Genomic DNA, 13,683 nt, shown 5'->3' on the forward strand with positions numbered 1-13,683 from the left:
AGGCAGGATAAGCGATGAGCGACTTCTTGGTTTCGTTCATCAGGATGCAAGAGCATGGTCGGCATTATCGGCATCGCCAGCGAGTTCGACATCGGGGTGAACCCGCTGGTAGGGAACGTAGGACCGTTTTGTCTGGCCTTCGTTGACGACGAAGATGAGACCGTACTGATCGAGGACTCCCACGTCGTCGTGAACCAGACGATAGTCGCGATCGAGAGTGTCCGCAAGCGCCACTGACCGGGCGACCGCCGGCCAGCGACGAAATCACAACCGAAGCCGACGGCGAGCACCCCGCCGACCGGGAGCGGCCACAGCGCTTCCAAGATGGCCACCGTGGGCCCGACGACGGCTGCCGCGACGGCGAACCCCGTTACCGGCGATGGCGGCTCGCCAGTCGGTCATCCGTTGAACCGATTCATCCGCGGGCTATCCGTTCGCTCCTCACGAAGCGGTGGCCGCCTCAGTCTTCGAGCGCGTCGGCGATGCGTTCGAGCGTTCGGCGGACGTCGTGGACCTCGTCGCGGAGCTGGCGCACTTCACGGACCATCTCCTCGTTGCTGCCCTCTTCGGCCGGGCCGCCGGGACCCGCACCCGGACCGCCGCCCATCCCGCCGGGACCGCCCATGCCGCCGCCGGGACCGCCGCCCATCATGCCGCCCATCATCTGGGCGAACGGGTTGCCGCCGCCACCGCCCATGCCGCCCGGCCCGCCACCGCCCATCATCTCCTCCATGCGTTCCTCGCGGCTCTGCTCGTCGCCCTCGCTCTCCTCGTCGCGCTGCTCTCTGATCTCCTCGACGCGCTCGCGGAAGGACTGTTCCTCGTCGCTGCTCTCGGCTTCTTCGGTCGACTCCTCGTCGGTGTGTTCGGGTTCGTCGTCTACCATGCGCCTCGGTTCGCCGGCCCGCCGGAAAAGCGTTCGGTACCGGTCTCAGGCGAAGCCGTCGAGACTGGCCTGTAACTCCCGGTCGGTCGTTCCCTCGTGGAGTTCGTAGCCAACGAGATCGCGCATATCGACTGCGTAGGTCGTGTCTCGATGGTCAAGCACCAGCACTCGGCCCTTGACGCCACGGACGGAGCCACTCAAAAGGGTCTCGGCGACCGGGCGCGCGGCGAGGGCGAGTCCGTAGTCGAAAGCGAACTCCTCGCGGACGTCGAACCCGGCGAGCAGCATTTTCCACGAGTCTCCGTCGACTTTTTCGCCGAACCCTCGGACTTTCGTCGCGGCGCGCACCCGTTCGGTGATGTCGTGGTCGGTGGCGATGGCCGTCTCGCGGTCGCGGGCGATGCGGCCGTCCGGCACGGTCGAGATGTGGGCAGCGCGGTCGGCACCCTGCTCGCGCAGGCGGGTTTCGAGCCGTTCGAGTCTGGTGACGCCCACCTTGAAAACGGCGGGCGCGAAGGCGGCGAGGTAGATGGCGTGTTCGGCCTCGGAGTCGCGGTTGTTCGCCACAGCCCACGGCGTGGTGTGGACCTCGCAATATGGCGCGCGCTCGCGCCCGCAGACGACGTGTTCTTCACCGTCGATCACTCCGGCGCAGTGGCGCTCGCCGAGCGTGTAGGCGAGTTCCGTCCCGGAAGCGAGCGACTGCCGGCGCACGACCCCCGCTTCGGCCACGAGAAGGGCGGGGTCGTCGCTCCGATACCCGACGATTTGCACACCGGAGGTCGGCGACGACGGGGCAAAACCCCACCGCCCTCGGCCCACACGCTTTTTTCCGTCCTCGTTCGACACAGGGTATGACACTCACCGGTAGCCTCGATACGGAGGTTCACTCCGACCGCGTCTCGTTCGTCTTCACCGTCGAAAACGACGGCGACGAACCCGAGAGGCTCTCGTTTCGGAACTCCTGTACGGCGGACTTCGCCGTTCTCGACGGCGAGGACGAACGCTGGCGGTGGTCGCAGGGGCGGATGTTCACGCAGGCGCTCCAGTCCGAATCCCTCGGCCCCGGCGAATCGGTGACCTACGACGGCGAGTGGCAAAATCCACAGTCGGGAACTCACACGGCGGTGGCGACGCTCGAAGCCGACAATCAGGACTGCGAGGCCCGCACCGAAATCTCGGTGTAGCTCAGGTCAGTTCCGATATGAGTTCGCGCGCCGCGTGGCGAACCGCCGCATCGCTCGACAGTTCGGGCGACCAGCCGAGCGCCGAGAGCTTCTCGACCGAGAGGCGCATCCGGGGGACGTCGCCGGTCCAGCCGCGGTCGCCGCCCGTATAGCTGTACTCGGGATCCAGCCCCATCTCGTCGGCCACGATGTCCGCGATGCGTGTGACGGAGGTCGTGGTTCGCGTTCCCAAATTGTAGGTGTTCAGCGACTGGTCGGTGTGTTCGACGACGTGCTGGATGGCCTCGATGCAGTCGTCGACGTGGAGGTACGATTTCTCCTGACGGCCGTCGCCGAGGATTTCGAGTTTATTGGGATTCTCGTCGAGTTTTTCGATGAAATCAGGTACTACATTGCCACGCTGGTGGGGACCGACGATGTTCGCGAAGCGAAAGAGCCACACGGTGAAGTCATAGGAATGGGCGTACGTCGAGAGCAACCCCTCGTCGGCGAGCTTGCTCGCACCGTAGATGGAGATGGGTTCGAGCGGCGCGTAGTCTTCGGGCGTGGGCATCGGTGCTTCGCCGTAGACGGTCGACGAAGAGGTGAATGCGACGTTCGAGACGCCGACCTCGTGGGCGCGTTCGAGCACGTTGTAGGTCATCGCGCCGTTCTCCTCGAACAGTTTCCGGGGCTTGGCGTAGTTCGTGTCGGTGTAGGCCGCGAAGTGGAACACGCAGTCGACGTCCGCGGTGAGGACCCCCGCCACGTCGTCGGGGTCGGTCATGTCGGCTTCGACGAATTCCGCGCCGTCGGGGACGCGCTCGTGGCTGCCTTTCGAGAGATCGTCGGCGACCACGACGTCGTTGTCGGCGAGCAGTCGTGCGGCGAGATGCGAGCCGACGAGTCCCGCCCCACCGGTGACGAGCACGCGCTTGCCCGAGAGCTTCATGTCCGGGATGCCGAGGCTCGGAGTATGTGTCTTCCGGTCGCTGCTCGGCCGTCCGGCCGTATCGTGGGAACCGACGGCCGCGGGATTTATGCCGGCTGCGCCGTGAAAACGAGCAATGAAATCGAAACGCGGACGCTCTACATCATGTCTCGACCGGCGGCGGGCACTGCTCGGTATCGGCGGACTCGCCGCGAGCGCTCTGAGTGGCTGTCTCGGCGGGGCGTCGAGCGGGTCCAACGGCTCCGGCGGTGGAGGTGGCGATACGCTGCCGACACCCATACAGGGAAATCCCGACGCGAGTACGACCGTGGCCGTCTTCGAGGATTTCGCCTGCCCACACTGTCAAACCTACAACCTCGACGTGCTGCCGACCATCGCCTCGCAGTACATCGATCCTGAGAAGGTTCGCTACGAACACTACGACTTCCCGGTCGTCAACGACACCTCGTGGCGCGCGGCGAGCGCCGCCCGCGCGGTCCAGAAACGCACCGGCGCGAAGCAGTTTTTCAAGTACGCCAAAGCGCTCTACGAGAATCAGTCGTCGCTCGGTCCCGAGACCTACGCTTCGCTGGCCGACGAGATGAATCTCGACGGGAGCGCCGTCCGGAAGGCGGCCGAGAATCAGACGCACAAACCGACGGTCTCGGCGAACAAGCAGACCGGCGAGGACCGTGGCGTCCGGGGCACACCGACGGTCTTCGTCGGCGATAAAACCGTGGATCCGACGGTCGACGCCATCAGTTCGGCCATCGACTCGGCCTGATGCGGGGCGACTCCGAACTCACCGTCCTCAGACTCGGCCACCGCCCCGGTCGCGACGAGCGCATGAGCACCCACGTCGGGCTGACCGCTCGCGCGCTCGGGGCCGACCGGGTGGTGTTCGCCGGTAGCGCCGAGGGGCCTCACGAGACCGTCGCCGACATCACCGACCGGTTCGGCGGCCCGTTCGAGGTTGAGGTGAGCGAATCGTACCGCCCACTACTGGAGGACTTCGAGGGGCGAGTCGTCCATCTCACGATGTACGGACTCCCAGTTCAGAAGGTCGAGGAAGAGATCCGCACCGCCCACCGGAGCGAGCCGCTGCTCGTCGTCGTCGGAGCCGAGAAGGTCCCCTTCGACGTCTACGAGGCGGCCGACCACAACGTCGCCGTCACCAACCAGCCCCACTCGGAGGTCGCCTCGCTCGCGGTCTTTCTCGACAGACTCCACGAGGGCCGCGAACTCGACCGCGAGTGGAAAGGTGCCGAACGGCGCGTGATTCCCCGAGAACGCGGCAAGCACGTCGAGAGCGACGAGCGGTGAACGATGGGTTTACACCGCTGGGTCGCCCGCATACGGTAAATGGCGTTTGAGGAGCTTCTCTCCGACCCCGTCGTCCAAACCTATCTCCACGAACTTGTCGGTCCGCGTGGAATGCCCGTCGCCGCAGCGCCGCCCGACGGCGAGGTCACGGACGAAGAACTCGCCGAGGAGTTGGACCTCGAACTCAACGACGTCCGGCGAGCGCTGTTCATCCTCTACGAGAACGACCTCGCCGACTACCGACGGCTGCGCGACGAGGACTCCGGCTGGTTGACTTACCTCTGGACGCTCGAATACGACTCCATCCCCGAAAATCTCCGCGAGGAGATGGGCGACCTGCTCGCCGCGCTCGAACGACGCCGCGAGTACGAGCGCAACCACGAGTTCTTCCTCTGTGAGACGGATTCGATCCGCTTCGAGTTCGAGGAGGCGATGGAGTTCGGCTTCGAGTGTCCCCAGTGTGGCTCGGACCTCGAAGCGCTCGACAACGACCGACTCATCGACGCGATGGACGAACGCATCGACGAACTCCGCGACGAACTCAACGTGCCCGCCTGATGGTCGTCCTCGCCACCAAATGCTACGTCGAAGGCGATGCTCGCGAGCGCGCGCTCGACGGACTTCGCTCGCTGGTCGACAACGCCATCGGCGACCTCGACGTCGAATACGACATCGGGATCCGTCACGACGACTTTCCGAGCGTCACTGTCGAGGGCGAAGACGCGGTCGTCGCCAGGAACGTCCTCGGCGAACAGTGGGGCACCATCACGCCGGATTTCGAGGCGGGCGAAACCTACACTGGGACTCTGGAATCGTGGGACGCGTCGGGGTTCGTTCTCGACGCCGGCGAACACATGAAAATCCCGAGCAGCGAACTCGGACTCGGCCCGGGCACGCCAGAACAGGTCCGTACACGATTCGGACTCGTTCAACACGTGCCCATGCAGTTCGTCTACGACGAGCCACACCGACTGGCCGACGCCGAGCGCGACAGGTTGTACGAGTGGTCGCGCGGCGCGGGGCGCGTGAACGTCAACAGCGCGACCCGTGGTGAGGTGCGCGCGACCGTCAATCGGGCGGGTCACGCACAGGACATCGTCACCGTCGAGCGCCTCGGTCTCTTGGAGCAGAGCATCGTCTGTGGCGAGGGCACCGACCCGCCGGGGCTGCTGTCGAGCATCGGGGGGTATCTGCCGGCCGAACTGCTCTGTGTCGTGCCATGAACCGTCGGCGAGCGCTCGCCGGTGTGCTGCTGGTCGCCTTTCTCGTTCTCGCGGGCTGTTCGTCGATTCTCGGGCCGGATTCGGTCGACCAGAACGCGCTCGCCGAAAACGAAACCTACGACTGGAGCAGTGACGCCAACGCCTCGATCAACGTGACGGGAAGCGAGTACGAGGCCGTCTACAACGTCGACAACCAGTCACAGTTCGCCGTCCACAGCCGTGACGGTCTCGGTCGCGAGGGACCGCTCGCCATCTCGGCGCTCAGATTCCGGTATCCCAACGGAACGATCGTCGGTCCGTCGTCACCGGCGCTGAACGCGACCAACCAGCAAGAGCGGACGGTGATCGGCCTGCCAGCACGGAACGGCGAACTCGCCTTCAGCGCGCCGGCACAGGGCAAACGATTTTCGACACAGGCGTTCGTTTCGGGCACCTACGACGTGACGATTCCAAAGGGGATGCGCGTCACCTACGAACCGCTCGCGCACGTCTCGCCCGGCGATTACGAGACGACGCGCACCGAGACGGGCCGGGTGCAGATTCGCTGGGACGACGTTCAGAGCAACGCGGTCTCGGTTCGGTACTACCTCGCGCGCGACCTCTACATTTTCGCCGCCGGGGCCGCCGTGCTCGTGGTGGTCGCGCTCGTCGGCGCGCTCTACTACCTCCGCCAGATTCGTGAACTAGAACGCCGCCGCGAGCAGGCCGGCCCGGACGTCGACACCGGCGAGAACGACGGTCCCGGGCTCTGAACGGTCGACGGGCGACTCGTCACGCTGGCCGGTCAGAATGACCCGGACAGGACCGAACCCGTGACGACCGAACGCCAGAACGACTAATTGATGCCCGCGCGTAGCTGGGCCATGAGCGACAACGCAGCCGCCGGGACCGCCGAGGCGCAGGGACCCGTCGAGATCGACGAGGAACTCGCCCGCCATCTCGAAAACAAACGCGAAGAGCTATGCGAGAAGTTCGGCATCCACGACGAGTTCCCCGACGCAGTCCTCGAAGAGGCCGAAGAGCGGACCGAGGACACCCAACGGGACATCGACGACGAACTCGATTCGCGCGAGGACCTGCGGGAACTGACGACGTGGACGACCGACCCGGTGGACGCGCGCGACTTCGACGACGCGCTGAGTATCGAGAAACGCGACGACGAGTACGTGCTCTGGGTGCACATCGCCGACGTCACGCACTACGTGGACCCGGACAGCGAGATGTGGGCCGAAGCGGTCCGGCGCGCGAACACGGTGTACCTGCCCGACTACACCATCCACATGTTGCCCGCGAAACTCGCCGAGACGGTCTGCTCGCTCGTGCCCGACGAGGATAGATTAGCACACACTGTCGAGATGCACCTGGACCGCGAGACGCTTTCCTACGAGACCATCGACATCTACAAATCGGTGATCCGCAGCAACGAACGACTCACCTACACACAGGCCGAAAACCGTCTCGACGACCCGGAAAGCGACCTTCACGAGGCGAACTCTCTCGTCTTCGAACTCGCCGACCGACTGCACGAACAGCGCAAGGCCGACGGGTCACTCGTCCTGAACCCCCGCCGCGACCGCGCGCACACGATCATCGAGGAGTGCATGTTGAAGGCGAACAAGGCCGTCACTCACGAGTTGATGTGGAACAGAGGTGTGGAGGCGATGTACCGCGTCCATCCCCAGCCCTCGCCCGAGCAGTGGGACGAAGCCCTCCAAGAGATTCAGGAACTCGACGGGGTGTCGATTCCCGGCGACGCGTGGGGCGAGGACCCGCGCATCGCGGTCAACGCCACCCTCGAAGAAGCGCCGGAGCGCCAACTCGGCAAGATCCAGTTCGCCGTGATGAAGGTCATGCCCCGTGCGCGCTACATGAACGACCCCTTCGGGGGCCATCACGCGCTGAATTTCGATATCTACGGGCATTTCACCAGCCCGATTCGGCGGCTCTCGGACCTCGTGAACCACTGGATCGTCAGCGAAAACGACGTGCCCGAGGATCTGCTGGGGCTGTGTGACCACGCTTCCGATCAGCAGCAGGCCGCCGAGAAATGCGAACGCGAGTACAAGCAGTTTCTGGAGGAAGTCGGGCTGGATGCGGATGCAGTGAACAATCGGGGTATCGAGGTCGTCGAGGATTCTGATTGAATTAATTAGCCATTCTACGTACGATGTCCGAATTTACTGTCTGCTGTTTTCTAATTCCTCGATAGCAGAGAGGAGACTTTCGCCCATTATCAATGATCCAAATAGAAATGTTGCCATCGCAAATGCTACACAGATCATACTTATAAAAAATATCCACTCCGGCGAGCGAGTGGCAGCTAACAACACAAAATACACTAATATAATGAAGAAGCTAATAGCTCCAGTAAGAAACGACCCAACCGCAGCTCCTATTAGCCCCTTCCCAGGGTTTTCAGTATCACCACCTATTGCGAGTGCCATAGCCAAAACAATCAGAAGACATAGTCCTCCGAAGATCATCCAGTTGGATTCAAATAGATCTAGGAAATAACGGACTTCATCAGGGACAGCTATCAAAATAAGATAGACCGATAGAAACGTTCCACCTATCGCAAAAAACGCAATACTGACAAAAACAGTCTGGACGCCGTTCCTTAACGTGCTCATCACCCCATCATCTTCTGCGGATTGGAGTATATCCGCTACGTTCGATTTTTGGAATAAACGCAATGCGAATTGAGAGATGAATATTTCAGCCGTAAACGCGAGAATAATCAATTGTAGAATTTGTATCAGATGACTAGTCGTAATTGGAATCTGTGCTACTATAATCCGCAGAATGAAAATGTTTGTTGAAAATCTGTCGCGGCGGCCCGCCGCAGCCGATTGCCGCTGTTTAGAGGTCGTACTGCTCTCTCACCAGTTCCCCGATGCCGCGCTCGTCGAGGCGGTCCATCGGCGCGAGCATCGTGAGTTGCACGACACCCGGCAGGCGACCGATCTCGACGCCGCCGGTGAAGGTGCATCGGCCTCGAATCTCGCCCTCGGACATGTCGAGCAGGTCGCCCGCGCGGTCGAAGGCGTTCTCGGTCGCGGCGTTGATCGTCTCGCCGCTGCCGATGACCTGTATCGGTCCCATTGCTTCGGCCATCTCGACGCCGTGCTCGTCGGCGAGCGCGCGCCCGGTCTCGCGTTCGGCGTCGGTGTAGGGTTTGCTGATGTGTGGCAGGTCCTCCTCGTTGGGGAGCAAGAGCGGCCCGTCGATATCGAGACCCTTGATGACCTCGATGCCGAGTTCGGTGCGCCCGCTCACGTCCGTCGTGTGCAGCGACAGTTCGCCGTCGCCCTGATTGGCGTGCAGGTCGCCGACGTAGACCCCGCCGCCGTCGACCTTCACCGGGCAGACGAGCACCGCGCCCTCGCGGACGGCGTTGACGTCCATGTGGCCGTCCGTGCGCTCGGCGAGCGCTTCCTCGTCCGGGAGCCCCCAATCGTGGTCGGCCCCAATGAGGAACTGGCCGAAGTCGCCGGCGTTGTGCGAGTCGGGCAGTTCGATGGGTGGGGTAGTGCCGACGTTGCCGATAAAGGGACGGAGATGCCCGAGCGTGCCGGCCATTCCGGAGGGCTTGTAGAGGAGTATCGGATGCTGGCGGGAGTTCTCCGGGATGGCCATCGCCTCGCGGGCGTTCTCGGCGAGCTCTTCGGCCGCCGCGTCGTCCATCGTCAGCCCCACACTCCGCTCCTCATCGAAGGCCACGGTGTAGCCGAACTCGAACCCGAACGAGGAGGCGTTCGCACCGCACTCGGCGCATTTGATGGCATCCTCGCCCGTGCCCTCGATGATGCTTGCGGGCCATTCGGTGCCGCATTCGGGACAGCGGTGGTCGACGAACGGATCGTCGCCGAACGCTTCTTCGCGCTCTCGCATGCTACCCGTACTCGTCGCGACGCTCGTCACCTCGACGTCTTCGATCGTGAGTGCGATCGCATCACCCACCTCGGCGTTCTCGACGGCGATGGGTCGCGTCACCTCGTGACCACCCCTGAAATCGGGCGTTATCATCGGTCCCCAGCACGCTGGCGGCGTGTGCGTGCGAATCGTGCCGCCGTCGGCGACGGTGCCGGCCCACTCCTGGTCGGGTCCAACTAGCCCGAGCGTGTACTGGTCGACGGTGAGTTCCTGCTGAATTTCGCGTTGTGCCATAGTCCGGCGGAGACTATGGGACGTACTCACATAAACATCCCCACCGCAAAACGTCCTGATGAGTTCGCTACGCCGTGTTTGTCGTCGTTCGGGTCGTTACTCGGCGACCACCTGTGCGAGGAGCGCGATGATGATGACTGGAATGCCGATGCCTGAGGCGATGAGCACCACGAGAATCAGGATTTTGACGGGGGTACTCGCGTCGCCCCAGATCGAACGCCGTGCGTCGTTGATACTTTCTGCGAGGTCGGTGATTGCACCCATACCCACCCCGTCACGGCGGTGCATCCTCATGGTTTGGCCGGCCTATGCAAGTGTCGCGTCGGGCAGGCGAATTCACGACTCGCTCATCGAGGCCGGGACGGTCGGGAGAAAGGGGACCTGCGAGGTGGCGAGATAGGTGCCCTTGCGGAGCGCACCCTTCGCGTACTGGCGCGCGCTGCGGTGAATCGGCGTTCGTCGGCCTCGGATTTCGGTCGCACCCCGTCGAATGGCATCGATGACTGCTCGACCGTCGATGTCGCCCACCCCGAACGCGGCCGCGTCGAGGTCGATGCGGATTTCGGTGTACGCCCGGCCCACGTTCGGCAGGAAGTGCGCGTCGCTCGCGCCGACCTTCGGATACTCCCGCGCGGTGGCGAAGGCCCTCGCCCGGCGGTTGCGATAGCCGGTAAAGACCATCGAGTTGTAGACCTCGATGGCGTCACAGTCGGTGAGGTTCTTCTTCCGAACCCCGTGGCGACTCCGCTGGAAGGGATGTGGGACGATCGCGACGCCGCCGGATTCGCGGACGCACTCGACGGTCTTTGCGAGCGACAGCCCGCGCTTCGGCCGCTCTTCGACGCCGATGGCGAGCAGGTGGCCCGCGCGGGTCGATACCTCGACGCCGGGAATCCCCAACAGTCCGTAGTCGGCGGCGAGGTCGGCCGCGCGTAGCGATTCCCCGATGGCGTCGTGATCGGTGACGACGATGCCGTCGAGACCGATGTCTTCGGCGTGTTCGAGGAGCAGCTCCACCGGTTCCCGGCCGTCGTACGAACCCTCGGAGTGGACGTGCGGGTCGATGGCGACCGTAGCCGTCCGCGTCATGGTTGATTCGATATCTCGTCCAGCCGTGATAAATCCACCTCCGACATCGGCGGCGGTTGCTGGATTGTGTAGGTATCCTACCGCGAGTGAACCGATGTGAGCGAGCGGGTGCGAGGGCGACCATCGGGAGTCCGACGCGCTTTTTCCCCACGTTTTTGCCAACGAACGAGTGAGTGCAGCAAAAAGTGGGATGGACTCGTCGGGATTTGAACCCGAGGCCTTCCCCGTGCCAGGGGGATGATCTACCACTGATCTACGAGCCCGCACCCGCTTCTATCGACGGCGATTGGATAAACCCATCGTATCGAGTCGAAACGGTTTACTTCGGTGCGGAGAGTGATGGAGATGGGAACAGCACGGCCGCAAATCCGACTCGTCTACGTGGACTCCGAGATTGCGGTAGTGTTCGGTAGCGTCTCGTGCGATTCCTATCCTCACCAATGGCACGAATGCATACACGACGCCGCGGCTCGTCCGGTTCGGACAAGCCCGTGGCAGACGACCCGCCGGAGTGGAGCGACGTCGACAGCGATGCGGTCGAAAACCGCATCGTCGAACTCGCCGAGCAGGGCCACAGCCCGAGCGAGATCGGTCTCAAACTCCGCGACGAGGGTGTACAGGGCACGCCGGTGCCGAACGTCCAACTGGCGACCGGCAAGAAAGTCACCGAGGTCCTCGAAGGACACGACGCGAGCGCCGACCTGCCCGAGGACCTCCGGAACCTGATGGAGCGGGCGGTCGGGCTGCGCGAGCACATGGCCGCGAACCCGAACGACGCCCAGAACAAGCGCGCACTCCAGAACACGGAGGCGAAGGTCCGCCGGCTCGCCGACTACTACCGCGGCGACGCGCTCGATGCGGACTTCCAGTACACCTACGAGCACGCACAGGAACTCCTGTAGATGGCTATCGCCGGTCGCTCCGAGGATTCGCTCGCGGCCGACAGCGTTGCCGACGCGCTCCGCGAGGCCGCGTTCGTGCGGCTGCTCGCAAGCGACGACAGCGACTCGCTCGCGGCGGCCGGCCTGCTCGGGCGCGCGCTCGCCGAACGGGGAACGCCGTTTCAGGCGCGCGTTGCCGGGCAACTCGTCGGCGCGACCGACGACGCGACGACCGTCCACATCGGCTTCGAGGGCGGGGATCTCTCGCTTCCGCTGGAGCAGCCAGCGAGCGAGACGGCCTTCGGGGTGGCCCGCGACCTCGATTGCGACCCCGACCCCGTGCTCGCGCTCGCGGGCATGGGCGAGGCCCTCGAGGGAACCAGCGCCTTCGAGGACGCCCGCGGGCAGGGCGTCGTCGAGCGGCGTCCCGGCGTCGCGGTACCGGTCGCCGACCTCACCGACGGGCTGGCGCACACGACGCTCGTCCACGCGCCCTTCTCGGGAGACGAGGAGGCGACCGCGGCGGCCCTCGACGGACGCGACGACCCGCGCGAGGTCGCCTCGTTGCTCGCGCTCTCGGTGGCGAACACGGACGGAGCGACGCCACGGGCCGCCGAGTCGGTGGCCCGCGCGCTCAGGCCGTACGCTATCACTGCGGGCGAAAGCGCCGTCAGCGGCCGCTGTGAGACCGTCGGCGGCTACGCCGACGTGCTCCGTGCGAGCGCGCGCGAGCAACCGGGCGTCGGTCTCGCGCTCGCGCTCGGCTACGACGCGTGGGACGCCGCGCTCGCGGCGTGGCGTACACACGGAACGCGGACGCACGCGGCGCTCCGCGAAGCGACGACCGAACGCCATCGGGGCGTGTTCGTCGCTCGCGTCGACGACGCGCCGCTCGCCACGACCGCCCGCCTTCTGTGTGATTTCCGCTCGCCGGAGCCGATCGCGCTCGCCGTCTCCGAAACGCGCGCGGCGGCTGCGGCCACGGAGGACACCGATCTCGGCGACCACATGCACGAGGCCGGTGCGGCCGCCGGTGGAGACGGCGACGGAAGCGCCCGGCGCGGACGGGCACGCTTCGAGAACGCCGACGAGTTCGTTTCGGCGTTCCGGGAGGCGCTCCCATGAAGCGCGCACGGCTGCGGACGGACTCCGCGGATGGAAGAATCGTCGCGGCGGCACTCGAACCGGACAACACGACGGAGATGGAGACGGTTGTCGATGGCGACACCATTGAGACGACGTTCGAACGCGAGCGCACAGGAGGACTGCGCTCGACGATCGACGATTACGTCGTCAACCTCTCGGTGGCCGAACGAGTCGTACAGATGGCGAACGAACACAGCGACCAACCGAACAGCGACACAGCGAACAACGACACATCATGAGCGAACGTTCAGTATCACGACAGCAGCAGACGAAGCGGTGGTACACCGTCTTCGCGCCCGAGTCATTCGACCGGGCCGAACTCGGTGAGACCCCCGCGGACGAACCGAACGCGGTGCTCGATCGCACCATCGAAACGACTCTCGGCGAACTGACCGACGACGCCGGCGCGAACAACATCAAGCTCACCTTCCGCATCACCGACGTCGGGAGCGACGCGGCCTACACCGAGTTCGAAAAGCATGAACTCACGCGCGATTACCTCGGCAGTCTGGTGCGTCGCGGGGCCTCGAAGGTCGCCGCCTATCTGACTGTGCGGACGAGCGACGACTACCGGGTCCGCATTCAACCGGTGGCCTTCACCACGAAGAACGCCGACGACAGCCAGGAGAAGGCGATCCGCAAGCGGATGACCGAACTCGTCCGCGAGGCCGCGAGCGAGCGCACCTTCGAGGAACTCACCGACAGCGTGACCCAGGGACGGCTGTCGAGTGCCATCTACGGCGAGGCACGGACCATCTACCCGCTGCGCCGCGTCGAGATCGGCAAACTCGCACTCGATGCCCACCCCGACGAGGTCGCCGAAGAGGAAGAGACCGCCGTCGACGTCGACGAGAGCGACGTCGAGGTCTGA

Annotated in this window: 19 protein-coding genes and 1 tRNA gene; 11 read left to right on the forward strand and 9 right to left on the reverse strand. The window is 64.5% G+C overall.

All coding sequences use genetic code 11. From position 1 onward, the window contains the following. Positions 1-39: 39 nt before the first annotated feature. The 3 genes from ACP97_RS21355 to ACP97_RS01290 all read right to left on the reverse strand — a co-directional run bounded on the left by ACP97_RS21355 (position 40) and on the right by ACP97_RS01290 (position 1,660). Positions 40-234, reverse strand: a complete 195-nt coding sequence (locus ACP97_RS21355; RefSeq protein ID WP_449404912.1) for an HVO_A0114 family putative DNA-binding protein — start codon at positions 232-234, stop codon at positions 40-42. A 226-nt stretch (positions 235-460) separates the two neighbouring features. Further along, a complete protein-coding gene (locus ACP97_RS01285) occupies positions 461-886 on the reverse strand; it encodes a hypothetical protein (protein WP_049996038.1) in 426 nt (141 codons plus the stop codon). Positions 887-931: 45 nt separating this feature from the next. Next, positions 932-1,660, reverse strand: a complete 729-nt coding sequence (locus ACP97_RS01290; protein WP_049996039.1) for a DUF2797 domain-containing protein — start codon at positions 1,658-1,660, stop codon at positions 932-934. 80 nt (positions 1,661-1,740) lie between these two features. Between ACP97_RS01290 and ACP97_RS01295 the strand changes: the two genes are divergently transcribed. Then, positions 1,741-2,073: a BsuPI-related putative proteinase inhibitor gene (locus ACP97_RS01295; protein WP_049996040.1), complete on the forward strand. Its 333-nt coding sequence runs from the start codon at positions 1,741-1,743 to the stop codon at positions 2,071-2,073. Between the two features lies 1 nt (position 2,074). Here ACP97_RS01295 and ACP97_RS01300 read toward each other — a convergent pair whose 3' ends face one another. Beyond that, positions 2,075-3,004 carry an NAD-dependent epimerase/dehydratase family protein gene (locus ACP97_RS01300; protein WP_049996041.1) on the reverse strand — a complete coding sequence of 310 codons (930 nt, stop codon included), beginning with the start codon at positions 3,002-3,004 and terminating at the stop codon, positions 2,075-2,077. A 115-nt stretch (positions 3,005-3,119) separates the two neighbouring features. On the opposite strand from ACP97_RS01300, the gene ACP97_RS01305 reads away from it, so the two are divergent. The 6 genes from ACP97_RS01305 (at position 3,120) to ACP97_RS01330 (ending at position 7,673) form a co-directional block, all read left to right on the forward strand. Continuing rightward, the gene (locus tag ACP97_RS01305; RefSeq protein ID WP_049996042.1) at positions 3,120-3,767 is read left to right on the forward strand and encodes a DsbA family protein; all 648 of its coding nucleotides are present in this window, start codon (positions 3,120-3,122) and stop codon (positions 3,765-3,767) included. After that, positions 3,767-4,306 carry a tRNA (cytidine(56)-2'-O)-methyltransferase gene (locus tag ACP97_RS01310; protein ID WP_049996043.1) on the forward strand — a complete coding sequence of 180 codons (540 nt, stop codon included), beginning with the start codon at positions 3,767-3,769 and terminating at the stop codon, positions 4,304-4,306. The genes ACP97_RS01305 and ACP97_RS01310 overlap by 1 nt, the downstream gene beginning before the upstream one ends. Positions 4,307-4,345: 39 nt before the next feature. Continuing rightward, complete coding sequence (gene tfe, locus ACP97_RS01315) at positions 4,346-4,864, forward strand: transcription factor E (protein WP_049996044.1); 519 nt, start codon at positions 4,346-4,348, stop codon at positions 4,862-4,864. After that, complete coding sequence (locus tag ACP97_RS01320) at positions 4,864-5,529, forward strand: DUF2110 family protein (RefSeq protein WP_049996045.1); 666 nt, start codon at positions 4,864-4,866, stop codon at positions 5,527-5,529. The genes tfe and ACP97_RS01320 overlap by 1 nt, the downstream gene beginning before the upstream one ends. Further along, positions 5,526-6,281 carry a DUF5803 family protein gene (locus ACP97_RS01325; RefSeq protein ID WP_049996046.1) on the forward strand — a complete coding sequence of 252 codons (756 nt, stop codon included), beginning with the start codon at positions 5,526-5,528 and terminating at the stop codon, positions 6,279-6,281. The genes ACP97_RS01320 and ACP97_RS01325 overlap by 4 nt, the downstream gene beginning before the upstream one ends. A 111-nt stretch (positions 6,282-6,392) precedes the next feature. After that, entirely contained in the window at positions 6,393-7,673 is a 1,281-nt protein-coding gene (locus tag ACP97_RS01330; RefSeq protein ID WP_049996047.1) for an RNB domain-containing ribonuclease, read from the forward strand. A gap of 33 nt (positions 7,674-7,706) precedes the next feature. Here ACP97_RS01330 and ACP97_RS01335 read toward each other — a convergent pair whose 3' ends face one another. The 5 genes from ACP97_RS01335 to ACP97_RS01355 form a co-directional block, all read right to left on the reverse strand. Beyond that, a complete protein-coding gene (locus ACP97_RS01335; protein WP_154019882.1) occupies positions 7,707-8,159 on the reverse strand; it encodes a hypothetical protein in 453 nt (150 codons plus the stop codon). A gap of 229 nt (positions 8,160-8,388) precedes the next feature. Next, positions 8,389-9,696, reverse strand: coding sequence for an acetamidase/formamidase family protein (locus ACP97_RS01340; RefSeq protein ID WP_049996049.1), 1,308 nt, complete (start codon positions 9,694-9,696; stop codon positions 8,389-8,391). A gap of 96 nt (positions 9,697-9,792) precedes the next feature. Continuing rightward, positions 9,793-9,960 carry a hypothetical protein gene (locus tag ACP97_RS20245; protein ID WP_202593530.1) on the reverse strand — a complete coding sequence of 56 codons (168 nt, stop codon included), beginning with the start codon at positions 9,958-9,960 and terminating at the stop codon, positions 9,793-9,795. Positions 9,961-10,032: 72 nt separating this feature from the next. Continuing rightward, complete coding sequence (locus tag ACP97_RS01350) at positions 10,033-10,785, reverse strand: PHP-associated domain-containing protein (RefSeq protein WP_049996051.1); 753 nt, start codon at positions 10,783-10,785, stop codon at positions 10,033-10,035. 191 nt (positions 10,786-10,976) lie between these two features. Continuing rightward, positions 10,977-11,048: transfer RNA gene (locus tag ACP97_RS01355), tRNA-Ala, on the reverse strand. A 177-nt stretch (positions 11,049-11,225) separates the two neighbouring features. On the opposite strand from ACP97_RS01355, the gene ACP97_RS01360 reads away from it, so the two are divergent. From ACP97_RS01360 to ACP97_RS01375, 4 genes are read left to right on the forward strand one after another with little or no spacing between them, the layout of a single operon-like run. Continuing rightward, positions 11,226-11,687 (forward strand): 30S ribosomal protein S15, encoded by a 462-nt coding sequence (locus tag ACP97_RS01360; protein ID WP_049996052.1) that lies wholly within the window; start codon positions 11,226-11,228, stop codon positions 11,685-11,687. Then, complete coding sequence (locus ACP97_RS01365) at positions 11,688-12,791, forward strand: hypothetical protein (RefSeq protein WP_049996053.1); 1,104 nt, start codon at positions 11,688-11,690, stop codon at positions 12,789-12,791. Beyond that, positions 12,788-13,051 carry a KEOPS complex subunit Pcc1 gene (locus ACP97_RS01370; protein WP_049996054.1) on the forward strand — a complete coding sequence of 88 codons (264 nt, stop codon included), beginning with the start codon at positions 12,788-12,790 and terminating at the stop codon, positions 13,049-13,051. The genes ACP97_RS01365 and ACP97_RS01370 overlap by 4 nt, the downstream gene beginning before the upstream one ends. Continuing rightward, positions 13,048-13,683, forward strand: coding sequence for a 30S ribosomal protein S3ae (locus ACP97_RS01375; RefSeq protein WP_049996055.1), 636 nt, complete (start codon positions 13,048-13,050; stop codon positions 13,681-13,683). The genes ACP97_RS01370 and ACP97_RS01375 overlap by 4 nt, the downstream gene beginning before the upstream one ends.

Source organism: Halococcus sediminicola (genome assembly GCF_000755245.1).
GTDB lineage: Archaea > Halobacteriota > Halobacteria > Halobacteriales > Halococcaceae > Halococcus > Halococcus sediminicola.